Here is a 25,701-nt window from a genome sequence, read left to right on the forward strand (position 1 = left end):
CGTCAGGACAGGGTCCCACTCGCGTCGCGCAGAGCGTCACGCATCGGTGCCGCGCCGAACAGCTGCTGTACGTCGGCGAGTTGGGTGCGGGCGCGCTGTGCGGTCGCTTGCCGTTGCCGGTCGTCCTCCTGCTGGTGGACTGCCGCTTCGGCGCGGGCGGCCACGATCACGCGGGCGGGGTCGGGTTCCGGGGCCGCGGCATCGTAGGCGCCCGGGATCGTGAGGGCGAAACGGCGCAGCAGCCGCCAAGCTGCGTCGGGGGGCGGATGTCCCGCGGTGGTGAGTCGCCGGATCTGCTCGGCGGTTCCCACCGCGTGGGTGAGGAAGTCGGCACGTGGGCTGAGCGGGCCGATGATCCGCTGCTCCACGGGCCAGGTGGACAGGGCCAGGAGTCCGCGTGCGGGGACCAGGCGGTCGTAGGTCAGTGCCGCGCAGATGTAGTACGGGCGGGCATAGCCCTGTGCCGTGAAGGATCGCTCCTCGTCGCGGCGGAGGGACGCGAGTTTGGTGGCGACCAGTGTCTCGGTGAAGAACGCCTCGTACGTGGACGAGATGAGCTTCGGGGAGGCGGGTGCGCCCAGCAGGGTGAGCGCCTGGTGGACCTGTTCGCGGATCGGGATGGAGCCGTGCGCCGGGCGCTCCGTGCGGCGTGGTACGCCTTTGGTCGCCGACGCCTGCGGGGCCGGGGGTTCGGCCGGGAATGCCCCGCTGTCCGGTTCCGTCTCGGTCTCAAGGGCGTCCTCCCAGGCGGCCTCGGCTTCGCGCAGCGCGCGACGGATACGCGCGGTTTCGGCCTTGTCCCGTGCGCGCACGGCGCCACGCAGCTCGGTGCGCAGGTGGGACAGGCGCTGCTCGAGTTCCTCCAGTGATGCCGCCATGCGGGGCAGCCTAGCGCAGTAACCAACCTATGCCAAGAACTTCCAATGAGTTCCAAGATTACCTGCTACGGTCGAATGCGGCGGCGCACCCGGCCGGACCGAAGGGTGCCGTCTGCTCCGAGACAAGGGGGAGGCAATGAGTCACGACACGACGGCATGGCACAAGCCGCACTGGCTGACGGGGAACGACGGCCTCGTGCGCGTGGGGCCCGGTACGGGCGGGAGCGAGGAGCACACCTGCCCCTCGCACGCCGCCGCCAAGGCCCGGCCCGGTCTGTGGCCGGTCCAGCGTCTCCGGCTTCCGAAGCCGGAGCTCGAGACGTTCACCCTCGGGCCGGTGATGGACGCCGTCGATCGGGTCGAATTTCACGGTGAGTCACCCGATCAGGCCCTGGCAGGGCTGCGCTCCCGCACCCCCGCCCTCCACCCCGGTCACCTGACGTATGCCGAGCACGCCCTCCGCACGTACGTTGGAGCGTGCGCCGACGACGGTGCGCAGCGGCTGCGCCCGGTCCGTCCGTACTGGGTGGCCCAGCGGGAGAACGGCAAGTTCTGGGAGATGTACGCCTGGTGGCGCAGGTACGAGTCGACCGACGGACGACTGCGCGAGTACCGGCGGCTGCGGCATGGCGAGGCCAAGGACTCCGAGCCCGGCGAGATCGCCATCGCCGTGTACGTGGCCGTTCACGGGCGCCAGGCGGCCTGGCCGCAGAAATGGGCGCGCGCGTTCCAGCCGTACGGCCCCACCGCCCGGCCCGAGCGGGTGCGTGTCGTCGAAGTCGGGCTCGCCGACGGACAACCGTGCGTGCAGTTCGACGGGACGGCTGAGGACGCTGAGGCCTACTACGCCGAGCACGGGCACGCGCACGTGGCCCGTGTCGTGGCCGGTGACAGGCCGGCACCCGGCTCATCCTGCGTCGACTGCAAGCAGTTCACGGGCTGCGAGGTTGTGACGCGCAGGTCCGGTGTCCTCGGACTCTCCTCGCGGGTGGCACCCCTGAGGAAGGTGTCGGTCAGCGATCTGCGCTATCACGCGGCCTGCCCGGCACAGGGGTTCCTCCGTGCCCTGCACCTGCCGAAGTCCGACGAGTACGGCAACGCGGCCAGGCTCGGCCAGGCGGTGCACGGCTGGATCGAGAAGCTGCACCGGCGCCCGGGACGGCCGCCGTGCGCGGTCGGCGACATGCCCCCGGAGGGCAATAACTGGACAGAGGGACGCTGGCGGGTCTCCGACGAGGACGCCGCGACCGGTCGGGACATGCTGCTCCACCACATCGACGCCTGTCCCTTCCAGGACGCCGCCCTCATCCAGCGGGTCGAGCCCGAAGCCCTCCGAGTCGTCCACGACACCGCGGCGCAGGCCGTCGTCATCGCCAAACCCGACCTGCTCTATCAGGAGGACGGCTCATGGGTGTGGCGGGAGCTCAAGACGACGCGGAAGCGGCGCCGCCACCACGAGGACCTTCTCGACACCTACCCCCAATTGGCCCTGGCGGTCGCGCTCCTGGCTCAGGGCGCGCTGGGCGGCGATCTGAACGGCTCGCGCGTCGAGGTGGAGATCCTCCGGCCGGATGGTTCTGATCCGCACGTGATCGACCCGACTGACCCCGGCCGGCAGCAAAAGGCGCTGTCGGTGCTGCGACGGTACGCCGGTCCGTGGCGGGAGGACGAGACATGGGACGCCCGCCCCGGACCGCATTGCCGCTCCTGCCCGGTCTCCCGGTGGTGTCCGAGTGCCGCGCCCGACGGCCGTGTCGCGGGAGAGGGGGAGGCGTGAGCACGACCGACATGAGGGACACACGGTCCGAGGACGCCGTCGGCACGGATGAGGGGTTGCTCCGACAGATCGCCAGCGCCCTGGCGTGCCTGTCCCGGCACAGGACCGTACCCAACCCGGTCTACCCGGCGAAGGTGCAGAACGCATACAACCGCCTCGTCCTGCACTGCCTGCGCCGGGGCGAGGAAGCGCCGGGCAGTGTGCCGCAGATGGTCCGCTGGGCTTCTGAACGACCTCTGAGCGAGTGGCCGTTGGAGCTGCCGCCCGACAACTTTCCCGGAGCGGCCCTGCTCGTCGATCCGGAGACCAGGCTGCCGCACCAGTTGTGCCTGGAGTGGGAGGTGATCGCGGCCGACCCGGCCGCCGAGCTCTTCGAGAACGAACGCATCCGGGAAGCACTCGCCGTGTGCCGTGCGGCAAAGGCCCCGCAGGCCTACACCGCGTTCCGGGCCCTGCTCACCTCCAGGCCCGTGCTGACCGGCGCCGAGCTGGCGCTGCTGGGTGGCGATCCGGACTGCGGGATGCTGCTGCACGACGTGATCAAGCGCTGCTACGAGTCTGTGTCCGCCTCCTACCTGCGGCGCGGCACGTACCGACAGTGCGCTCGCTGCCGTTGCCTGATGGTGCCGCTGCTGCACGGCGGCCACCGATGCGAACTGGACCGATGCCGCCGCGACGGCACCTCGGACGAAGGCACGCCGCTTCGTGCCGACAAAGGTGGGATCTTCCAGCTCAGCCGCCCCCTGCGGATGTTCATCACCAGCCCCGGGCTCGCGGAGACCGATCTGCAAGCCGCCCTGGAGGAGAAGTTCGGAATCACCGCCGAGATGTGGCCCAACTACGACGCGTACGACCTGCGCGTCCCCCTGCCTGAGAGACGGCACTGGGCGGTGGACGTCAAGGACCGGGTGAACCCCGTTCTTCTGGCACGCTCCCTCACGCCGTTCAGGAACGAGCCGCCGTACGACCGGGCGTTCCTCGTCGTGCCCCGCTACCGCTTCCGTGACAACGAGGCGTACGGGCGGCAGTTCCGCCGCAATCTGCCGGAGCACCTGGCCGATCGGGTCACCCTGCTGGACGACCGGGCCTTCCTGCGGCTGGTCGCCGATGAGATCTCCATCCCACGTGACAAGGCGGGGGCCCCGCGTATCGAAGGAGGACGCCGTGCGTGACCGCAGAGGATGGCACCGGCGCTGCTCGCCGCAGCAGCTCAACGAGGTGTGGCCGGCGAACCTCGGCAGCTTCCGCCCCGGCGACCTTCTCGACGTCGAACTGGGCCTGTACCTCCTGGAGGACGTGACGCCCACCCGCACGGCCGCCGATGTCTGGCCGCTGCTGGGCGGTTACCCGTACAGCGAGGTGTTCGGAGACGTGCGCACCGACGATCAGCGGCTGCGCGTTCTGCGCGCCCGCCATTATCTGTGGGACATGCGGCGACGGCACGCCTGGTCGGAGGCGCTGACCGACTACCTTGAAGTCCCCCAGCACCTGCGCGGATACGACATCGACGGACCGGAATCCGTGCCGCGCCGTCGGGAGCCGTCGCGCTCCGCACGCCGGTTCGAGATCTTCGAAGAGCTGCTCTGCGCCCCTCCGCGGTTCGTGACACGAGCCGTTCCGTTCGCCGAGGAGGGAGAACACACCTTCCGGGTGCAGGACCGTACCCAGTCCGTGGTGTTCGACGAGGAACTGCTGACGGACACCCTGCCGCGCGCCCACGCGCTTGACGCACCACCGGCCGGGCGTGGAGAGCCCGTCGACGTCACCTGGGAAGAGCTCGAGAAGGCCGCCGACGAGATGGACGCCGTCGAGGCGACGGCACCGGACGGGCCGTGCAACGGCTGGGTCGGGCGGCTCCGGCGGGTGAAACTGCTCGTGCGCGACACGGAACTCGGCCGCTTCACCGAACAGGGACGGCTGAGGATCGACCGGCTGCTGCACCTCGTGGGGATGGTGGGAGCCGGCAAGTCCACCCTCCGGGACATCCTGACCTACCACCTCGTGACCCGGACGCCCCGCCGGGTCACCATCGTCGTCGGCGACGTGGCCGAGACGCTCTCGGTGGTGGAGCAGTTCGACCGGCTCGGTGTGCGGGCGGCGCCGATCCTCGGGCACTCCACCAGGGAGCGCAACATCAACCGGCTGCACCGCCGCACCGCCACGGCCGGCGCCGCCACCATGCTCGGGCACGACCACGCGGGCTTCGCCTACCTCAGCAGCGCCTGCCCCGTCGATGTGCTGCGCGGCTTGGAAGCCCGTCGTCCGCTCGGCGTCCGCGAAGCGCCGTGTATCACGCTGTACACCGTCCCCGAGCAGGAGGCCACGGACGGCGATCTCCTCCTCGACGAGGAGTACAGCGCGCAGCGTGACGCAGTAGGCGCGAAGCCGCAGCGGAGACTGTGCCCGTTGTGGAACCGCTGTCCGCGCCACCGCGGGGCTCGTGATCTGGTCGACGCCCAGGTGTGGGTCGCCACCCCGGCCGGTCTGGTGCACAGCTCCGTCCCACTGCACCAGCACCAGGAACAGCTCCGGTACCTGGAGCTCGCGTGTCGGCTCAGCGACCTGATCATCGTCGACGAGGCGGACCGGGTCCAGATGCAGCTCGACACGGCCTTCGCGCCGGCCAGCACTCTGGTGGGCAAGGCCCCGAACTCCTGGTTCGACGAGGTCGCCGTCCACAAGTTCCAGCAGATGGCCCGGGACGGCCGGCTCCAGCTGTCCGCCCGTGACGTCGACGACTGGACCAACGCCGTCAACACGGTCAGCGCCGCCACCGACCGCCTCTTCGCCCTGCTCGTCAAGGACGACAAGCTCAGGCGGTGGATCAGCGTCGACTACTTCAGCGCCTTCACCCTGCACAACCTGCTGCTGGACAGCTGGTTCCCGGGGAGGAAGGAGGGCGAACGCCCGCCTGCGGCGGCCCGGACGCTGGACAGTGCGCTCGGTCGGTTCCGCGACGACCCGCTGCACGAGCAGCAGAGCACAGGAGACGACGACGAAGTGACACCCTTGGTGAACACCTTCGTCCACCTCGCCCTGGAACTCCTGCACGCACCCCAGGGAGCACGGACGCGTGAGAGGCTGCGCGACACCCTCACCGACATCGTCGGAGACGACAGCACGGTGCTCGCGGACGCCGACCTCCAGGCCAGGCGCTTCGAGTTCACCCTGCTCCTTTCCGCTCTGCACAGCCGTCTCGACTTCATGACCACGCTATGGCCGCGCGTCGAGGCCGCCCTCAATCTCGAGAGCGCCTCGAACGTGCTCTCCCGCAGGCCCCCCAAGGACTACGAGGCGGTCATCCCCGAGTCGCCCATGGGTAACGTGCTCGGCTTCCAGTTCCGCCACGACGACCGTGAGCGCGATGGTGATCGCAGCGGTGAACTCCGCTTCTTCCACTGCAACGGCGTGGGCCGCGAACTGCTCATGCGGCTCGGTGACCTGTGCGCTGTGGACGGCCGCCCAGGCCCGCACGTCCTGCTCATGTCCGCAACGAGCTGGGCGGGCACGTCGAGCAGGTACCACGTGCACGCCGACGTCGGTGCCGTTCTGCGTCCTCACGACGAGGAAGTCGAAGCCGTCCTGGGCAGCGAGTTCCGCAAGGAGTTCTTGTACTGGCCCGGAAACGACCGGCCCAAGCCGCTGCGCCTGTCCGGCTGCGACCCCGAAGAACGCCCACAGGCCCTTCTGCACATGCTGCACCAGCTCGCGGTGCCCGACCGGAGTCTGCCCGACGCCGAGAGCATGCTGGACGCCGAGCTGAAGGAGATCGACGATCCGGACCGCCGCCGCATCCTGTTGCTCGTCGGCAGCTACGACGAGGCACGTCGGGCCGCCGAGTACCTCAACCAGATCCCCGAGTGGAACGGCCGCGTCACTCGACTCGTGTCCGACGACGCGGACTCCGACACCGCCTGGACCCGGCTGCCGGAGGATGCTGCCGCACGGACCCTGCCGCGCGGCGACGTAAAGGCCTTCCCTTCGGTCGGCGGCGACATTCTCGTCGCACCGCTGCTCGCCGTGGAGCGGGGACACAACATCGTGTTGCGCGGTGGGAAGGCGGCCATCGGCACGGTCTATTTCCTGGCACGCCCCCACCCGCGGCCCGACGACATCGCGCTCGCCATTCAGTCCATCAACGACTGGGCCGTTCGCCAACTCCGGGATGTCGACGGATCCTTCCGGCAGAACGCGCTCGCCGCAGTCACACCCGACCAAGCGGCCGTGGCGTTCCGCAGTCGCGCACGTCGTCAGTGGAACCGCTTCCTCACCCGGCGGCTGGCCTGGTCCAGTCTGCGGGACGAGGAGAAGGCGGCGTTCACCTGGGACCAGCTTGTCGTCATGTGGCAGGTCATCGGCCGCCTCGTGCGCGGCGGCGTGCCCGCCCGAGTGGTCTTCGTCGACGCGGCTTTCTCCCCCCGGGAAGCCGGATTCCAGGACACGGACACCCCCGACACCAGCCTGCTGGCGAGCATGCGGGAGGTTCTCACCCCCTACTTCGAGGACGGGAACACGGCGGAGCGAGACCCCGCCCCAATCGACAAATCCCTCGTCCGTGAGCTGTACGAACCGCTCTACCGCGCCCTGGTGGACATGGGCTGACGGCATCCGCCACCACACGGCACCGCATCCGCGACGTGTCCGCGTCGCGTCCGCACACTTCACGCCTTGCCCCGAGGAGAACGGCACCATGGCCTACCAGTACAACCGCCCGGCGGCGTATCTGCCCGACCCGGCACAGGGACCCTTCGTCGTCCCGATGCACACGCTCTCTCTGCCCGCCCACTGGGAGGAAACACTCCTGCGCCTCTACCACGGCGGAATGACCGAGGGGCAGGCCGGGCGACGACGCCGCGTACCCACAGCGGCCGTCAACCAGCTGATGCGCGCCACCGCGCCGGACATCGTCACGGTCGACTCCACGGCACGGTTCGGCTCGGAGAACCCCTGGCTGTACTGCCAGGACGCCTACCCGATGGCGGTGACGAACCTCTACATCGCCACCTGGCTCAAGAGCCTCCCGCGCGATGCCGACGATCCCGAGTCCACGACCCTGCTGATGAACTGCTTCCGTGACCTCGACACCGCGGCGCTCAGCTGGCGGCCAGGAAGCGTCGACCTCCTCGAGCAGAAGGTGTCGCCCGGGGGAACCGCTCTGCCCGCGCCCCACGTGTACCGGTTGCTTCCCGACGTCCTCGCCGAACGGATCGCGCGCCAGGGACCGTACGAACACCACGGGCAGCAGCTGTCGTTCCGGCAGGTCGCCGGCCGCGCGGGGGCCAGGGGGCAGGGCAGCGGGGGCGCCGAGCTGATGTCGAACGTGATCGAGTACGTACCCAGGCGGCGCGGTGGAGGCGACGGCAAGCCGGCCTACTACGCGGCGACCCTCCGCATCACCGTGCGCACCGTTCCCTTCTCACCCGTCCCGCGCGTCCACGTGGCCGCCGGCGTGCGTCGGTTCGTCACCGGCAAGGTCTACATGCCGTACGGCAAGGGCGTGTCCGCCTACCTGCTCCCGGACGACTCCCTAGTCCACGACGGTCCGCAGCCGCAGCGTTTCGCAGTCGCCATGCTGGAGTGGAAGAACGGCACCACGGACTGGCGTCAGGGCGGAGCAGAAGGAATGCTTGCCCGGATCAGCGCACTCGACGCGCTGCCGTCCCCGGACCGGCTGGTGAAGGAGGCCGACCACTGGATCCACAGCCGGGACGGCATCCGGATCGCGATCGGGCACCAGGCGGCCATGGGCAGGCACACGATCGGCACCGGACTGATGCCCAGCGAACGCCGACGGCTGATCGAGTGGGCGGAGCAGGCGATCGCTCCCGAGTTCGTCTCCGTTCCGAAGCTCGAGCGCAGTGCGTACGCGCGGCCGCCCAAGAAGCAGCTCAAGAAGCTGCCGTCCATTCCCAAGAACATGGAAGAGAAGGATCCCGAAGCGCGCGCGGTCATCCTGGACCAGCGTGAGCTGAACGCGGCCCACAACGCTCAGGTTCTGCGGGCACGCCTGGCCGAAGCTCTCGAAGGGGAAGACCTCACCGCGGTCGTGCTCCATCAGAACGAGGCCATCCGCGACCAGGTGATCGCGGCGGCGGAGACGGGGCTGGGGCTGGCCGGGCACCGGTGTGAGCAGGGTCCCGACACCTGGGTGTGGGAGGCGGAGGAACTGACCGTCCGGCTGCACGCGCGGCCACTGGGCGCTCTCGGTGCACCGCTGGGAGGCGACGGTGTGCCGCGCCGAGGACAGGAACACGACAAGGCCATCGAGGAGCGCCGTATCGGTGTCGCGCGGGCCATGGCCGCCCTGCGGGAGGCCGTCCCCGGGGTGCGGCTGGCCTTCGTGGAGCTCGACGGGCAGGATGCCTTCCGCCATGCCAAGCGACGGACCGACCCCAAGCACGCGATCCGCCTCGGCTGCGCGGACGCAGGCCTGGTGACCCAATTCATCCGTCCACCGGACCCGGACGCGGAGAAGGAGGAGGCTCTCGCCGATGCAGGTCTGCGTGCCGCCGCGGCCTGGTCGGACGGCCTGCGCCAGACCGGCATGCGGCTGGTGCCCCAGCACACGCTCGGTGACACGCTCATCCCCGCCAACCTGAACCAGGTGGCCTTCCACCTCGTGGAACGCCGCCTTGACGGGCCCACGGGCAAGCAGCAGTTCACGCCGATCGCGGTGCTCATCCGACCGGGCGCGAAATGCGTGCTGGGCAAGTCGGCCGACATGCACGCATGGGTGCCGTACCCCGAACTCCTCAGGTCACTGACGGGAAGGGTCGAAGGCAGGAAGAACAGCGCGGAGCAGTCGGCCCTCATGGCGGCCTTCGTCAAGAAGACCCTTGCACAACTGCGCAGCACCCCGACACTCGTCCTGGCCCACGCCCAGGACGTCCGCAAGCGCTGGCCGTGGCTGAGGAACGACGGTCTGGAACGGGACAGGCTCGGCCTCGACGGAGGCCCCGCCCAGCGGATCGGTCTCTACGGCAAGCAGCTGCGTGTCATCCGGATCGCCGACGGCAGCCGGGACGAGACGGCGCAGTGTTGGGCGGAGGCGGAGGAACTCTCCTCCGAGTTGAGGGGCAAGCAGTGTGGGGGCATCGCGATGGGGCTGTGGCGGCCCCGCCCGCGAGAAGACTCGGACCGCGTCTTCTACAGCACCACCGGCAAGTCCGGCACGCAGACGAAGCTCACCAACGACGACGCCAAACTGACTCCGCACACCAATGCCTCGGGCAACAACGCCTACCGGCCGACGGTGAATGCCTGGAACCCGGACCTCCTGGAACTGACCGTCGCGTGCCTTCAACCCGGTGACGACGCGGAGGCATGGGCTGCATTTGTCCACCAGCAGCGTTTCAGCGAGGACTACCGTGCCGGTCGTGAGGGGTTGGCTCTGCCCTTGATCCTCCATCTTGCGCGACTCGCGGACGATTACGCTCTGCCTCACGAGATCGAGGAGGCTTTGGACCCCACGGAGCCCGGGGCGTAGTTGCAGCCGTCAATAAATGCATGCGCATGCTCTCGGGAGAGTGATCTTGCGGCTTGCCGGAACCTCAACATCAATTAGCCCTGAGGCAGCTGGTCAAAGGATCTCGTGAACGTCCCACCAGCACCAGCAGAGACCCCAGTTGATCTGGGGTCTTTCTGTTTCTGGGGCTGCGGCCGCGAGCCGTCCAAGGGCACGGGCACGGTCCGTGCGAGGCGTTGCGGGATCAGCGCCACCGCGATCTCTTCGATTCGGTGGCGGCGAGGATGGCTCGCATCACGGGCTGGGCGTGATGTTCGGCCCGGGCGCGCTTCTCGGGGTAGCCGACCGGGTCGAGGTATGCCCGGTCGAGGTAGTGGGAGGCCGGCAGCGCCGGGGGGGTGGCCGGCGGCGAACCGCGCCCGCTCGTCCCACCGCCGGGCCGCGTCCAGCGCGGTCGCGTCCCGGTCGGCGTCGAGGTCCAGGAGGCCCCGGGGCCCGCTGTGGCAGCGGTCCCGGTCGAGCTCCTCCCGCTTCGAGCCTCGTTTCCAGTCGCTGTCCCGGACCAGCCCGGGGTCGTCCTCGCGCCCGGGCAGCACCGCGAAGGCGCAGTTCGCGCCGGAGATGGCCCAGTAGCCCCACTCGCCCACCCGGTCGGGGTGCGGAATGTCCTCGCGGTCGTAGAAGTAGGGAGCCATGGCCTTCCCGATCTCCGCGCGCAGGGCGTCGGGGTCGGCGGGTTCGCCGGGTGGTTCGACGCAGACGGTGATGCGCTGTTTGGCCAAGGCTGGCGAACGTATTGACGCCGAGTTCCAGGAAGATCGCCCGCGGGCGAGCGCACCGTCTCCGTGCGGGGCGAACCCGCTCGGGTCGAGATGCCGGCTGACGTGCCCGACACGACACGGGAGTTGAGCGCGCCGTCGAATGCCGGACCCGTTCGGCGCGGGGTGTTCCTCCTCGCCCGTGCCCCCGGCCCCGGGGCGCGTTCGGATCAGAAGCAGTCGGGGCGTTGCTCGTCGCTTTTGCGATGCGGGAGGCGCTGCCGCCCCGCCCCTCCGCGGGTCGCGCCGGGGTGGCGCGCCCCCGGGCAACTGGGGGCTCGCACGAAGTCCGCCCCGGGTGCATGCGGTTCGCCAGGGCGGACACCGGCCCCTCGGTCGGTCGGCGGCCGTCCGCCTCGACCGCGCCGCCGCCCCACCGGCCACCCTCCCCGCGAACTTCGCTCCCAGAAACTGCTGTTGGCCTCGTTGACACGCCGTAAGCCCACGCGTTTCACTCGACACCTGTGCATGGCAACGTTGTCAGGCCGCCGACCGAAGGCGTCCGGCGCCGAGGCCCTCACCGATGTCCCTGCCCTTCGATGTCCCTGCCCTTCGGCACATCAGCACCTGTGCGAAGCACGAAACGCTGCGGAGGCAACCTGTGGTCCGATCCCGACGTTCAGCTGAGCCACGTAATCGAAAGAGATTTCGCCAACGTCTCGCCGTGATCTCCGTCCTGGGCATCGCGGCGTTCCCGCTCCCGGCGATCGGGGGCGCCCATGCCGCGAGCGCCGCGCCGCCGGCCCTGGTGAAAGATCCCGCGTCCCTCGTCAACCCGCTGATCGGCACCTCCGGAGAGGTGGACACCTTCCCCGGCCCCGACATGCCGGCCGGGATGGTGCAGTGGGGTCCGGACACCACGCCCGACCGGCCCTCCGGCGGCGGCTATGAGTACGACGACAAGAAGATCTCGGGCTTCAGCCTCACCCATGTCTCAGGACCCGGCTGCGGTGTCGCGGGCGACCTGCCCGTCCTCCCGGTGACCGGCTCGCTCTCGGGCAACCTCGGCAACACGTCCGCGGGCTTCAGCCACGCCGATGAGCGGACCGGTATCGGGTCGTACGAGGTCACCGACGCGAACGGCGTCACGACCCGGCTCACCGACACCACGCGGGCCGGCCTGGGTTCCTTCACCTTCCCGGCGGGCAGTCAGGCGAACCTGCTGTTCAAGCTCAGCGGCGGGGCCACCCAGGTGGACGGGACCCGCGTCCAGGTGGTGAACAAGAAGGAGATCAGCGGCTCGGTCGACAGCGGCCATTTCTGCGGTGCGAAGAACCGGTACACCCTGCACTTCGACATCAAGTTCGACCAGCCGTTCACCGGCAGCGGCACCTGGGTCGGCGGCACCATCAACCCCGACGCGACGAAGCTGACGGCGGGCAAGGTCGAGCAGAAGGCGCGGCCTCACCCGTCGAAGCGGCTGAAGGAGAAGCACTTCACCGTTCCCGCGGCCCCGTCGCCGACCGTGCACGGGGGCGCCGACAAGTCCTCCGGCTCGCCTTCCCCGGGTTCGGGTACGGGTGCCACGCCCTCGCCGTCGGCCACGAGCGGGGCCGCCCAGCCGCCCACCACGGGCGCGAACGGGATGTACCTGACCTTCGACACCTCCTCGAACCCCACGGTGAAGGCGAAGGTCGGCATCTCGTACACCAGTGACGCCAATGCGGCGGACAACCTCACCACCGAGGTCAGGAACTGGAACCTCGACGCGGTGGAGCGGGCCAACCACGACGCCTGGAACGCGGTGCTGGACAAGGTCCGGATCGGCGGCGGCACCCGGGACCAGCAGGTGCAGTTCTACACGGCGCTCTACCACGCGCTGCTGCACCCGAACGTCTTCTCGGACGACAACGGCCAGTACATGGGCATGGACAACCAGGTCCACAAGCTGGCCAAGGGTCAGCAGGCCCAGTACGCCAACTACTCGGGCTGGGACACCTACCGCTCCCAGACCCAGCTGATGGCGATGGCCGAACCCAAGGTCACCAGCGACGTCGTCACCTCCATGCTCAACGGCTACGACCAGACGGGCCTGCTCCCCAAGTGGGCCTCCAACAACGGCGAGAGCTACGTCATGGTCGGCGACCCGGCGGCCGGCATCATCGCCGACGCGTACGCCTTCGGCGCCCGGAGCTTCGACACGGACAAGGCGCTGGCCGCCCTCCAGCACGAGGCGACCGCCCCGAACAACGACCGTCCCGGCGAGGCCGTACGGGACGCCAAGGGCTACCTCCCGCTGGACGAGAACGACTACGGCTGCTGCAACTTCTACGGCCCGGTCTCCACCCAGTTGGAGTACGACTCCGCCGACTACGCCCTCGCCGCCTTCGCCAAGTCGCTGGGCGAGAAGGCCGTTTACCAGAAGTTCGCCACCCGCGCCCAGGACTGGATGAACGTCTTCAACCCGGGGACCGGCTACCTGCAGGCGAAGGACAAGGACGGCCGGTTCGCGGGCGGTTTCACCCCGGGCACCTCCAACGGCTTCGTCGAGGGCACGTCGGCCCAGTACACGCCGATGGTCCCGTTCAACCTGAAGCAGCTCATCCAGGCGCGCGGCGGTGACCAGGCGTACTCGTCCTTCCTGGACAGCCTGCTCGACAACATCACCGACCCCGGCAACACCAACGCCAACCTGAGCAACGAGCCCAGCGTGGAGATCCCCTGGGAGTACGACTACACGGGTCAGCCGTGGAAGACCCAGGAGGCCGTCCGCGCGGCCCAGCGGAATCTGTACTTCAACGCCCCGGTCGGCTCGTTCGGCAACGACGACCTCGGCGCGATGAGCTCCTGGTACGTCTGGTCCGAGCTGGGCATGTACCCCGAGACCCCGGGCACGGACACCCTCGCGCTCGGCAGCCCGGCCTTCCCGGTGGCGCAGGTGACGCTCGCCGGTGGCAGGACGGTGCGGATCAACGCACCGCAGGCGGCGCCCGACGCGCCGTACGTGCAGTCCCTCGACGTCAAGGGCAAGGAGTGGAACACCTCCTGGCTGACGTACGCGCAGTTCAAGGGCGCGGGCACTCTGGACTTCACGCTCGGGACCCAGCCGGACAAGTCCTGGGCCTCCGATCCGTCGGCGGTGCCGCCGTCGGACACCACGGGCGGGGACCGCGTCCTGGCCGCGGCCGGCCCGACCAGTGACGGTCTGGTGCTCCAGCCGGGCGCTTCCGGTGACGGCACGCTCGACCTCACCAACCTCGGCGGCAAGGACGCCACCGTCGACTGGAAGGCGACGGCGCCGCCGGGCGTCACGCTCGACCCGGCGTCCGGTTCGGTGACGGTGCCCGCCTCGGGCAGCGCGCAGGCGAAGGTAAAGGTGACGGCGGGCGCGAGCGAGGGCACGTTCCCCGTCGCCTTCGCGCTGACCGATCACAGCACCGGGGCGGCACTGAACGGAGCGGCCCTCCGGGTCGCCGTGGCCAAGGCCGGTGAGCTGTGGCCGTACGACACCAACGAGGGCGTCTACCCCGACGGTACGACCTTCTCGGGCGGCTTCGACAACAGCGGCTGGGCGTTCTCGCAGAACGCGCTGTCGGCGGCCGGTGCCACGAGCGGCTCCACCCTCACGGTCGACGGCGTGTCCTACACCTGGCCGGCGGTGGCGTCCGGTCAGCTGGACAACCTGGAGATGGCCGGCCAGACCATCCCGATGCCGGCCGGTACGTCGGGAGCGTCGCTGGGCCTGCTGGGCGCGGCGACCAACGCGCCGACCGACGGCAGCGGGGTGTCGGGCACGGTGACCGTCACCTACACCGACGGCACCACCGCCAAGGCGACGGTCGGCTTCTCGGACTGGACGCTCAACGCCGGTTCGGCCAAGCCGATGGCGGGCGACACCACGGCCGTCACGACGGGCTACCGGAACACGGGCGGCGGCGGCCGGGACGGCGTGAAGACCTATGTCTTCGCCACGAAGGTCCCGCTCGACGCGTCCAAGCAGGTGGCCTCGGTCACCCTCCCGGTGACCGGCTCGTCGGGCAGCGACCACCTGTTCGCCTACGGCTTCGGCCGGTGAGGGACGGGAGACGCTGACACGGGTGGAGCCTGGCCGGGGCTGGTCAGCTCCACAGGTCCTCGCTCGGGCACACGCGCGCACCCATGTTCCGTTCCATCATGCGCAGCGCGGCCCGAGCGAGGTCCTCGTGGATGTGGGCCACGGCGTCGCTGGGGACGATCACGTCGAAGTGGCGGATGTGGGCGTCGAGAGCCGAGTAGAGCACGCACTGCTCGGTCACCTGCCCGGTGAGGACCAGCCGGTCGATGTGCTGCTGTCGCAGCAGGTACTCCAGGGGGGTCTCGAAGAAGACGGAGTGGCGGGCCTTCACGACGAAGAGGGAGTCCCGGTCGGGCTTCAGCGGCTTCACCAGATGGCTGTGCGGCCCGCTCAAGGCGTGATCGAGCAACTCACCGTGATGCGATCGCCACTCACCGAAGTTGTCGTTCACATAGATCACCGGCGCCGAGCGGTCCCGCGCGCGTCGCAAGAGGTCCGCCACGACCGGTACGACCCTGCGAGCCGAGGGAATCAGCAGGTCGGCGTCCTTGTGGTCATACGTGTTGATCATGTCGATGACCAGCAGTGCGGTGTTCACGCCCTCCGAGTTCCCCGTTCGCGTTCGCGCATCGGGCGGGCCCCTGTGCGCCGCTGCCGAGCTCCGCGACCAGGTCCCCGGCGGCCACGCGGTTCAGGCTCTCCGCGGCGTCCCCGGCTCCGGGGAAGAGCCGGTAGTACGTGCCCGACGCCCGTGCGGGCCCGATGGATCCGTGCACCGTCGCCAGGAACACCCGTGTGCCGGAGGCGAGTTCGGCCGCCGCCGCGTCGGGGTCCGGGCACGGTCGCCGCTCCTCGGCCTCCGCGAGGGAAGCGACCCGGCCGGCGAACGCGGCCGCGTCCTCGTCCGGCCGGCGCCGGTACCGCAGCAGCGCGGGCTCCGGCCCCCGGCACACCACGGCCACCTCGGGCGAGCGCGCCGCGGCCCGCCAGACCGCGAGGTCCCACAGGGTGGTTCGGCTGCCGGAGCCGAAATGCTCCCACAAGTCGCGTGCCACGGTGGATAGTTGGGCGCCACCGTGCGAGGCGATGCTCTGGAAGCCGCCCGCGGACGTCAGATGGGTGTCCGTCCACAGCGCCCGGCGCCGGCCCAGGTCCACGACCATCGGCAGGCACACCCGCGACTCGCCCGCCAGGTCGAAGCGCTGGCGCACCGTGCGCGGATCGTACGACGCGTCGCGCGGGCCCCGCGCGGGCAGCGCCATGAAACCGGCGAAGGCGTCCGGCAGCTCCTCGAACGGCACGTTGTTGAAACTGAAGACGAGCGGGACGGCGTACACGTCGCCCCGTGCCGCCAGTCGTTCCAGGTCCAGGTCCACGTACTCGGTGGCGCCCTGCGGGGCCGGGGCGGAGGTGAGGTCGCCGGAGTGGACCGCGGCCTGCGGGCCGTGCACCAGCTTCGTGTAGTCGCACAGGCCGGTGAACGTCCACTCGGCGTCGAAGAACGCGACCGACAGGTCCAGGTCGGTGCGGTTGCCCTCGGGCTCGGTCCAGTGCAGGAACAGCCGCAGCACCGCGCCCTCGGGCAGCGTCTGCGTGCTGCCCCGGGGCACCGCCACCAGCGCCTTCGCGGTGGACCGCTCGGTGAACGGCACGGTGAGGTCGGCCAGGTCCGCGTCCAGTACCGACAGGTCGTACGGCTCCCCGGCGGCGAACCGGCGCAGCAGCTCGGCCTCCAGGAGCGAGACCACCGCCGTGACCAGCCCGGTGGGCAGCGGGGCCCGCCGTTCCGGGACGGACAGGGCGCGGGTGACCTCGCCGCGCGGGAAGAACACCCGGCGGCGGCCGGTACGGTCCTCGGTGCGGACCCGCAGGGCCCCGAGCGCCGACAGCAGCGGCCCCGGGCCCACCTTCGGCAGGCCGCGCAGCAGGGCCTTCTCCAGTTCCGGCACGAGGGTGCCATGGGTGTGCAGGCGCAGCAACAGGTCCAGACGGCGCACCAGTTCGCCGGGGCGCTCCCCGGCCAGGGCCGCGGCCCGGCCCGCGTCGCCCTCGGCCACCGCCTGTTCCAGCCGCCCGGCCCAGGTGGCCGGACGGAGCCGGACACGGCCCACGCGGCCATCGTCCACGCGGCCATCGTCCACGCGGACGGCGTCCGGGTGTGCGGCGGCCGTCTCCAGCAGGGCGGCGCCGAAGGCCGTGCCGGGATCCACCGGGGTCCCGCGCAGCACGGCGAAGGCGAGGGCGGCGCGCGGATGCCGGGCATGCCGTTCGAAGGGGTGCAGTACCTCGGCGGCCCGCTTCCATGCCGTGGGGTGCCGTAGCACGTCCTCCACCAGATACGGCGTCGGCAACGCGTCGAGGACCGCGAGGAGTTCGCGGCGCAACGGGCGCGGAAGACTGGTGAAGGGCGACAGGGTCACCAGTCCGGCGTCGCCGTCGGAGAGCACGGCGAGCAGCCGCAGCACATCGGTGGCGGTGGTGAGCCGCTCCGACAGCAGCTTCGGTACGGGGAGGCCGTCCGGCGCCTCGCGTATCAGCGCGCCCAGCACCATCGCCTTGGTCTCCCGGACCGGGATCTCCTCCGGCAGCAGGCCCCGGCCGACGGGGGTGAGCGGCAGCAGCGTGAGCAGGTCGTCACGGTCCTGCGGGGGGAGCGGGGTACGGCGGGCCAGCAGGGAGTCGACCACGGTGGTGGCGTCGGCGGTCCGGTCGGCGCCGAGGCGCAGCAGCCGCAGCGGGCCGGGCAGCGGCGCCTTGGCGGCTCCGACGGCACGCACCGGCCGCAGGAAGGGGTCGTTCGCGTCGATGCGGCGGTGGCAGACCGGGCAGCCCGCGTAGTCGGATCCGTCCCAGCACAGCCGGCACACCAGATGGGCGCAGGGCGAGACGGGGAACACCGTGCGCGCCTCGCCGCACAGCACGCAGGGGTGGTCCGGCTGCTGGAGCAGGAAGGCGAAGACCCGGTCCACGTACAGCGCCTCGGTGTCCCGGGGCACGGTGCGCGGGAAGCGGCGGAAGAGCGGGGTGTGGACGCGGTCGCCGCCGAGCAGGTCGTCGACCAGGCCGGCCAGCCGGGCGTGCGCGGCCGCCAGCTCCTCGGAGCCCAACGAGCCGAGTGCCGTGTGCAGTTCGGCGGAGGGGACGTGACCGCGGCCGAGCAGTTCGGCCTCAAGTCGACGCAGTGCCGGTCCCGTTTTGCCGCCGGACGAGGACGGCCGGTCCACGTAGACGGTCTGGATACGGCGCAGCAGTACGGACTCGGCGGCGAGCAACAGGGGATTTACCTCCATGGTGATCTGGAACAGGAGAACGGGGGCGGAGAGTGGGCGCGCCGGGTCTTTTCAGGAAGGTGAGAAGGATGCACGCCGGGGAGCCGCCCCCGTTGCCCTGATCCCATCACGACGCCTCGCGCGCGCCAAACGAATTAACGGTCAGGAGTCCTTCGGCGCCTTGATGATGGTGCCGTGCTCGTCGATGGTGTGCGTCTGCCAGTAGATGTCCCACTTGTCGTCCACGTGCTTCGGCGTCTTGTCCTCGGGGTAACGGAAGGTGCCCTTCGGGACCTTGTGCCCGTCGGCGACGCACTGGCCGCCGGTCGTGCCGATGTTCTGCACCGGGTACTCGCCGTCGGAGCAGATCGCGTCGGCGGTCGAGCAGCCGGTGAGCAGCGCGGCGAGGGTGGCGGTGGAGCAGGCGAAGAGTGCGGCGGCGGTTCCGGTGGTCCGTCGGCGGGTGCGGTGCGTGGTCATGTGTTTCCCCTCGGATGCGCTCGGCCTTTGACGGACCAAGCCTCGGTGAGGGCGGGGGCGGGCGGATCGGCGCACGTACTCATTCGTGGGGCCGGAAACGTGAGTACCTGCGCGCAGAGGCAAAGGCAGAGGCAGAGGCAGAGGTGACGCGGACCGGGCGGCGAATCGGCATTCCGTCGCACCTGCCCGTGAAACACCGATTCGTGAAGCCCCCGTGCAAATCCCGTGGAAGTCCTGTCAGTGGCGCCGCTTATGCTGCACCAGATGATCAGCGGGACCCGGGGAGGGCGCGGCATGTTCGGCAAGGTGTTCGGCAGGGGCGGGGAGAGAGCGGCGGAGGATCCGCACGCCCTTCGTGCGCCGCTCGTGCGGAAGAACGGGATGTACACGCTGCGCGGGCTCGGGGACACGCGGGTGCTCGCCGCGGTGGAGGCGGCGGCCGCGGGGGAGTGGGAGGGGGTCAAGGCGGGGCTGGCGGCCTTCGATCTCGGGCGGGACGATCTGGTGCTCGGGGAGCTGGCCGAGACGGACGGTGTGCAGGACTGGATCGGGCGGGCCGTCGCGGAGGACAAGGAGCACCGGGCCGCGGCGTTGCTGATATCCGGCACCCGGCACATCATCTGGGGCTGGGAGGCACGTACCGCCGCGAGTGCCGTCGACGTCACACGGGACCAGTGGAAGGTGTTCTTCGAGCGGCTCCGGATCGCGGAGGAGCAGCTGCTCGAAGTCGCCGAGTCCCGGCCGGACTGGGTCACGCCGTGGCGCCGCCTGCTGACCTCCGGCCGCGGCATGTCGCTGGGCTCCGCCGTCAACGAGACCCGGCTCGACGCCGCCCTGCGCCGCGCCCCGCTGGACCTGGAGACCCATGTCGAGTGGGTGTCACACCTTCAGCCCCGCTGGAACGGCGAGCCCGGCGAGGCGCTGGCGTTCGCCCGCGAGGCGTTCGCCGGTGCGCCCGACGGCCATCGGCTCGGATGTGTGATCGCCATGGCGCACATTGAGAACTGGGTCGAGTCCGACCACAAGAACTGCCTCATCGCCCCGGAGATCCAGGACGAGTTGCTGGAGGCGGCCGAGCGCAGCATCCTCCACCCCGCCTACCAGCGGCGCCCCGGCTGGCAGCGGGACTTCAACATGTTCGCCATGGCCCTGTCCCTGGCCTCCGAGCGGATCGCGATGCCGCGCGTCTTCCGCGAGCTGAAGGGCGCCTACACCGAGTGGCCCTGGAGGTACATGGCGCGGCCGGAAAAGATGTACGCCGACGCCCGGCGCAACGCCTGAACCAGCCCCCACCCGCCGCCCGTCGCCCCTCTCACCCCGGACTGCCCGATGACTCTGCCCGAAACCCCTTCGACCCCGGCCGGCACCGACCGCACCTTCCAGGTGGACCTGCGCGGCCTCGTCGACCTCCTCTCCCACCACCTCTACTCCAGCCCCCGTGTCTACCTGCGCGAACTCCTCCAGAACGCGGTGGACGCGCTGACCGCGCGGCACGGCCTGGAACCGGCCGCCCCCGCGGGCGCGTTCGGCATCCGCCTGTACGCCGACGGCTCGGCGGTACGCGTCGAGGACGACGGCGTCGGTCTCACGGAGGCCGACGTCCACACCTTCCTCGCCACGATCGGCCGCAGCAGCAAGCGCGCCGAGAAGATCGCCGAGCAACGCGCCGACTTCATCGGCCAGTTCGGCATCGGCCTGCTCTCCTGCTTCCTGGTCGCGGACGAGATCCACGTCCTGAGCCGCTCCGCCCGCACCCCCGACGCGCCCACCGTGGAGTGGCGGGGACGCGGCGACGGCAGCTACTCCGTGCGCACCCTGCCCGCCGCGGCCCGCCCCCGGCCCGGCACCACCGTCACGCTGACGCCCCGCGCCGACGCGGGCGAGTGGACCCGGCCGAACCAGGTCCACGCGCTGGCACGGCACTTCGGCGCCCTGCTCCGCCACCCCGTGACCTTCGACGACGGCACCGGCGGCCGGGCCGCCGCCGTCAACCCCGAGCCCGCGCCCTGGACCCGTACGTACCCCACACCGGGAGCACGCTCCCGCGCGCTGGCCGCGTACGGCGAGGAGACCTTCGGCTTCACGCCGCTGGACACCATCGAACTGGATCTGCCGGCCGTGGGTCTGAAGGGCATCGCGTGCGTGCTCCCCGAGGCGGTGCCGGCCGGGCGCCGCCACGGCCACCGGGTGCACGTCAAGGGCATGCTGCTGTCCGAGCAGGCCGAGGAGATCCTGCCCGAGTGGGCGTTCTTCGTCCGCTGCGTCGTGGACGCCGAGAGCCTGCGCCCGACGGCGTCCCGCGAGTCCCTGTACGAGGACGACACCCTCGCCGCCGTCCGCGACGCCCTCGCCGAACGGCTGCGCGCGTGGATCGCCCGGATCGCCGCCAGCGACCCCGACCTCCTCGGCCGCTTCCTCCAGGCCCACCACCTGGCCGTCAAGTCGCTCGCGGTGCACGACGACGAGATCATGCGGATGCTGCTGCCCTGGCTGCCGTTCGAGACCACCGACGGACACGCCACCCTGGACGAGTTCGCGCGCGCCCACCGCACCGTGCTCGTGACCTCCAGCGTGGAGGAGTTCCGGCAGGTCGCCGCGATCGCCTCGGCCGCCGGGCTCGGCGTCGTCAACGGCGGCTACACCTACGACCGCGACCTGGTCCACCGGCTGCCGGAGATCAGGCCCGAGGTCAGCGTCGCCGACCTCGACCCGGCGACACTCACCGCGCACCTCGACCCCGTCGACCGGGACACGGAACTCGCCGCCGCGGCCTATCTGGCCCTCGCCCGCGACGCCCTCGCCGTCTTCGACTGCGACGTGGCGCTGCGCACCTTCCAGCCCGCCGCCGCCCCCGCCCTCCTCCTCGACAGCCGCGAGGCCCGGCACGAGCGCACCCGCTCCCAGCTCGCCCGTGAGCAACAGGGCGGAGTGTGGGGCGACATCCTGGGCCATCTGCGGCAGGAGGCGCCGCGCGCCCAGCTGATCCTCAACCAGCTCAATCCGCTGGTCCGTACGGCCGTCACCATCGGTGAACCCGAACTGGCCCGCACCAGCGCCGAAGCCCTCTACGGGCAGGCCGCGATGCTGTCCCGGCGCCCGCTCAGGCCCGCCGAATCGAGCCTCATCAACCGCTCCTTCCTCGACCTTCTCGCCCACGCTCTGCGCAAGGACAGCTGACGATGCCGACCGCACCCCAGACCACCGACGAGCTGTACCAGGCGCTCCGGGAGAACGACCGGCGCCCGTACGGCCGTACCCGCACCGTCACCGCCGAGGAACTGGCCGGGGCCGCCGAGCAGTTCGCGGATCCCGTCCCCCTCGTACTGGCGCTCTTCGCACTCCAGAGCGCGTACAACTACGGCTCCGAGCCCCGGAAGTCGCCCGTCGTCTTCGCCCGGCTGCTCACCCTCTTCGACGAGCGGCCCGACGCCTTCGACGAGCGCCGCCGGCACACGCTGTTCTGGCGGTTCAAGTGGGTGGCCCGCGCCCTCCTCGCGCTGCCCGAGATGCCGCTGACCGCGCTCCGCCAGTGGCTGACGGAGATGCGCGACCGGTACGAGAAGGCCGGCCTCGAACTCCAGCCGTACTACGGGCAGGCGTACCAACTCGCCGCCCACATCGAGGAGGACACCGATCTCGCCTACGAGCTGTGGGCGGGCCGCTCCCGCACCGAACTCAGCGACTGCGAGGCCTGCGAGACCTGCGAGCGCGCCCTGTACCACCTCGCGGCCGGGGACGACGAGCGGGCGCTGCGCGTCTGGGAGCCCGTCCTGGCCGGGCAGGAGTCCTGCCAGGAGGAGCCCGCCCGCTCCATCTCGTACGCGCTGCTGCCCCTGCTGCGCACCGGCGACACCGACCGGGCCCGCGCACTGCACCTCACCGGCTACCGCGCCTGCCGCCGCAACTCCTCGATGGCCGCGGAGATCGGCCGGCACCTGGAGTTCTGCGCGCTGACCGGCAACGAGGCACGCGGCCTGGAACTGCTCGCCGAGAACCGGAGCCTGTTCGACGAGGTCGACTCGCCGCTCGACCTGCTCGGCTTCTGCACCGGCGTGGAGGTCCTCCTCCAGCGCGTCGAACTCCTCGGCCACGGTGACCTTCCCGCCGCCGGTCCCGCGGGCCGCGCCTGGACGGTGGCCGCGCTGCGCGCCGAGGCGCGTGGCCGCGCCGACGACCTCGCCGCCCGCTTCGACGCCCGCAACGGAACGACGGCCCACACCGACCGGCGCGCGGAGCGCCTCGACCGCGCCCCGCTCCTGGACGCGCTGGAACTGACCCTGCGCACCCGCGGCCTCGACGACGTGACCCCGGTGGCCGCGCCCGCCGCCCGCGAGACCGCCGCCGTCCCCGAGGCACTGCCCGAACTCATCCTCCGCGCCCGGGCGTTGGACGAGCAGGGGGATCCGGACGCGGCGGCCTGCTGGGCACGGCTGCGCGCCCTCGTCGCCGCCCCCGGCTACGCCCACCCCGACGACCCGGCCGTGGGCCCCCTCGTACGGCTGCGCGCGGACCTGCTGGCCGACGAGGCGGCGCGGACCGGGGAGAAGGGCGGACACGACGCGGCCGTCGCCCTGTACGAGGAGGCGGCGGGCCTGTACGACGAGGCCGGAGCGCCGGGTCACGCGGCGTTCGTCCGCGCCTGCGCCCTGCTCCCCACGGGCAGGATCCCCGACGAGGGCGCCGACGGGGCCGAGGCGAGGGCCACCGCGCTGACCGACGTCCACGCCGCCCTCGTCCGGCTGCACGAGGACACGCCCGGACTCGCCCCGCACCTGGAGGCCCGCCTGCTGCGGCTGCGGGCGTCCGCGCTCGGCCTGCGTCTGCAGACGACGAAGAGCGAGGAGCACCTCGCGCCCGTGCTCGCCGAGGTGGACCTGCTGCTCGCCTTCGCCGAGCGGCACGGCATCGCCGGACAGGTCTCCGGCGCCCTGCTGCTGCGCACCAGTACGTACGCCCTCTCCGGCGATCTGCCCGCCGCGCTCGCGGAGACCGAGGCCCTCCTCGACCGGCTGAAGGCACACGGCCCCGCCTGGCACCTGCCCCGCACGCTGGGCATGCGCGGCAGGGTCCACCTCGGCCTCAAGGACGCGGGGGCCGCGCACGCGGATCTGACCGAGAGCCTGCGGCTGGCCGCCGACTGGCCCGCCACCGCCGTCGACACCGCCGGCCTGCACGGCGCGCTGGCCGAGGCGTGCATGCGGCTGCACCGGCCCGACGAGGCACTGCGGCACCTCACCCGCTCCGCGGAGCTGGAACTGCGCCAGGGCGACCGGACCGACGCGTTCTGCGCCTACGGCAACGCGGCCCGGCTCAGCCTCGACCTCGGTCGCATCGAGGACTGCATCGCCCTGCTCGACTCCCTCCTCGCCGAACCGGACGTCACCGCCGGGGAGTTGGACGACCGGCTCGTCGCCCAGCTGCGCCTGACCCGCGCCCGCGCCCTGCGCGCCGGGGAGGATCTGAAGGCCGCCACGGCGGAGTTCGCCGCCCTCGCGGCCGAGTCGGCCGGCTGGGACGACGACCCCGGGAGCCACGCCATGATCGCCGCCGAGACCGCCGTACTCCTCGCCGAGTCGGGGGAGTTCGGCCGGGCCCGGGAGGCCGCGGACCAGGCCCTTGCCGCGCACGTCCGGGCCCCGCGCCACGAACAGCTGAGCAACTGCCTGCGCGAACTCGCCCGCCTCCAGGCGGAGCGGCAGGGCGCCGAGGGCCTGGCCGGCGCCCTCGCCTTCCTCGCCGACGCGGGCAGGATCGCCGAGGAGGCCCGCGCCGCCGATGTCCGGGCCCACGGCCGCGACCTGGACAGCGCCCTCGCCTACGAGCACGGACGGGTCAACGCGTACGCGGGCGAGTACGGGACCGCCCTGACCGCCCTGGACGAGGCCCTCACCCTGCTCGGCGAACCGGGGGACGACAAGGACCACGCCGGGGAGTGGGCCGAGTGCGTCCGGCTCGCCGCCGTCGTGGAAGGCATCTACCTGGAACGCCCCACCCCCGCCCTCGCCCGCCTCGGCGCGGCGATCTCCCTCCTCACAAGCCTGGGCCACCCCGAGGAGACCGAACCGCTGAGCTCCTTGTCGGGACGGCTGCGGGACAAGGAGTGAGGACGCGCAGGGCTTTGGCCAGTGGTGGGTTCGCGGAGCCGCGGAGTATTTCCGGGCCCTTGGCGAGTACGGCTTGCGCCGTGAGGAGTTCGATCTCCACCAGGGCCCCGGCGAGGCGCCGGCCGCCGGGCGAGGCCAGGGTGTGGAGGGGCCTCGCGGCCGACAAGGAGGTCTGTGCGGCGGCGACTTGATCGGCTATCAGGCGCGAGAGGGGTGGCCCGCCGACGCCGGACTTCAAGGCGTCCATGGTGACCCCGCATCGCTCCATCGCCTCGACCGGGATGCCGGTGCGCCCTTCACGGATGTCCTCGGCGAGGTCGTTGACGAAGTCGAGGCGCTGACTGCCCTCGATGAAGGTCCGGCAGGCGGCCCGGTACGGCACATCGTCGGCCTCCGGCGCGAGCAGTCCGGCGACGAGCATGAAGGCGGGGTACGAGTAGGCGTCCACGTACGCCTGGTAGTCCGCCTCGGTGGCGAAGCCCGTGAAATGCAGTTCGGCGGTGGCGGTCGCCAGGTAGCCGTCCACGATGCCGTGCAGCCGCGGATGGGCGGAGACGGTGTGTATGAGGGTGCGGAGGACGGGGCTGTCGCTCGTACCCGTCCGCAGGGCGTCGCGCACCTGGCGCTCCCAGGACGACCACGCCGCCGCGCGCTGTGCCAGGGGGCCGGTGTCCAGGAGGTTGTCGCCGTGGTGCATCACGGCGGTCGCGGCCATCACGTGGGGCAGCAGCGGGCGGGGCAGCAGCAGCCTGGCCGCGAGGTACGCGGTGCGCCGGAAGCGTCGTACCGAACGCCGTTGACGGTCGTAGTCCTCGCGCAACCCCGGCTCCAGGACACCGGCGGTGTCCAGGCTCTTCGTCCACCCTCGCATGGGTCGATCGTAGGGTGCGGGCGCGCCGCCCTCGAACAGGCGTCC

The 25,701-nt window shown here is 71.2% G+C and carries 13 protein-coding genes; 8 read left to right on the forward strand and 5 right to left on the reverse strand.

The features are described from left to right. Positions 1-2: 2 nt before the first annotated feature. Positions 3-878, reverse strand: a complete 876-nt coding sequence (locus ACLF5H_RS19860; protein WP_421677347.1) for a hypothetical protein — start codon at positions 876-878, stop codon at positions 3-5. Between the two features lie 136 nt (positions 879-1,014). Here ACLF5H_RS19860 and ACLF5H_RS19865 point away from each other — a divergent pair, with 136 nt between their 5' ends. From ACLF5H_RS19865 to ACLF5H_RS19885, 5 genes are all read left to right on the forward strand, one after another. Beyond that, the gene (locus ACLF5H_RS19865) at positions 1,015-2,655 is read left to right on the forward strand and encodes a PD-(D/E)XK nuclease family protein (RefSeq protein ID WP_421677348.1); all 1,641 of its coding nucleotides are present in this window, start codon (positions 1,015-1,017) and stop codon (positions 2,653-2,655) included. Continuing rightward, a complete protein-coding gene (locus ACLF5H_RS19870; RefSeq protein WP_421677349.1) occupies positions 2,652-3,827 on the forward strand; it encodes a hypothetical protein in 1,176 nt (391 codons plus the stop codon). Before ACLF5H_RS19865 ends, ACLF5H_RS19870 begins: the two co-directional genes overlap by 4 nt. Next, positions 3,820-7,257, forward strand: coding sequence for a signal recognition particle (locus tag ACLF5H_RS19875; RefSeq protein ID WP_421677350.1), 3,438 nt, complete (start codon positions 3,820-3,822; stop codon positions 7,255-7,257). The genes ACLF5H_RS19870 and ACLF5H_RS19875 overlap by 8 nt, the downstream gene beginning before the upstream one ends. A gap of 88 nt (positions 7,258-7,345) precedes the next feature. Then, entirely contained in the window at positions 7,346-10,141 is a 2,796-nt protein-coding gene (locus tag ACLF5H_RS19880; RefSeq protein ID WP_421677351.1) for a pPIWI_RE module domain-containing protein, read from the forward strand. Positions 10,142-11,602: 1,461 nt separating this feature from the next. Then, the gene (locus ACLF5H_RS19885; protein ID WP_421677352.1) at positions 11,603-14,953 is read left to right on the forward strand and encodes a lectin; all 3,351 of its coding nucleotides are present in this window, start codon (positions 11,603-11,605) and stop codon (positions 14,951-14,953) included. A gap of 43 nt (positions 14,954-14,996) precedes the next feature. Here the strand turns inward: ACLF5H_RS19885 and ACLF5H_RS19890 are convergent, their stop codons facing one another. The 3 genes from ACLF5H_RS19890 to ACLF5H_RS19900 form a co-directional block, all read right to left on the reverse strand. Beyond that, a complete protein-coding gene (locus tag ACLF5H_RS19890; RefSeq protein ID WP_421677606.1) occupies positions 14,997-15,503 on the reverse strand; it encodes a cysteine hydrolase family protein in 507 nt (168 codons plus the stop codon). Continuing rightward, the gene (locus tag ACLF5H_RS19895; protein ID WP_421677353.1) at positions 15,487-18,222 is read right to left on the reverse strand and encodes an MXAN_6230/SCO0854 family RING domain-containing protein; all 2,736 of its coding nucleotides are present in this window, start codon (positions 18,220-18,222) and stop codon (positions 15,487-15,489) included. The genes ACLF5H_RS19890 and ACLF5H_RS19895 overlap by 17 nt, the downstream gene beginning before the upstream one ends. Before the next feature lie 141 nt (positions 18,223-18,363). Further along, positions 18,364-18,681 (reverse strand): SCO0607 family lipoprotein, encoded by a 318-nt coding sequence (locus ACLF5H_RS19900; protein ID WP_421677354.1) that lies wholly within the window; start codon positions 18,679-18,681, stop codon positions 18,364-18,366. Positions 18,682-18,975: 294 nt separating this feature from the next. On the opposite strand from ACLF5H_RS19900, the gene ACLF5H_RS19905 reads away from it, so the two are divergent. The 3 genes from ACLF5H_RS19905 to ACLF5H_RS19915 are packed head-to-tail and all read left to right on the forward strand — an operon-like array spanning position 18,976 to position 24,785. Then, the gene (locus ACLF5H_RS19905; RefSeq protein ID WP_421677607.1) at positions 18,976-19,962 is read left to right on the forward strand and encodes a hypothetical protein; all 987 of its coding nucleotides are present in this window, start codon (positions 18,976-18,978) and stop codon (positions 19,960-19,962) included. A gap of 48 nt (positions 19,963-20,010) precedes the next feature. After that, entirely contained in the window at positions 20,011-21,858 is a 1,848-nt protein-coding gene (locus tag ACLF5H_RS19910; protein WP_421677355.1) for an HSP90 family protein, read from the forward strand. Between the two features lie 2 nt (positions 21,859-21,860). Then, on the forward strand, positions 21,861-24,785 hold the full coding sequence (locus tag ACLF5H_RS19915; protein ID WP_421677356.1) for a hypothetical protein: 2,925 nt from the start codon (positions 21,861-21,863) through the stop codon (positions 24,783-24,785). Here the strand turns inward: ACLF5H_RS19915 and ACLF5H_RS19920 are convergent. Beyond that, the gene (locus ACLF5H_RS19920; RefSeq protein WP_421677357.1) at positions 24,712-25,656 is read right to left on the reverse strand and encodes a squalene/phytoene synthase family protein; all 945 of its coding nucleotides are present in this window, start codon (positions 25,654-25,656) and stop codon (positions 24,712-24,714) included. The two genes, ACLF5H_RS19915 and ACLF5H_RS19920, sit on opposite strands and share 74 nt — an antisense overlap. Positions 25,657-25,701: the final 45 nt, after the last annotated feature.

The sequence above is a fragment of the Streptomyces sp. LaBMicrA B280 genome (assembly GCF_049222185.1).
GTDB classification, from domain to species: Bacteria; Actinomycetota; Actinomycetes; order Streptomycetales; family Streptomycetaceae; genus Streptomyces; species Streptomyces murinus.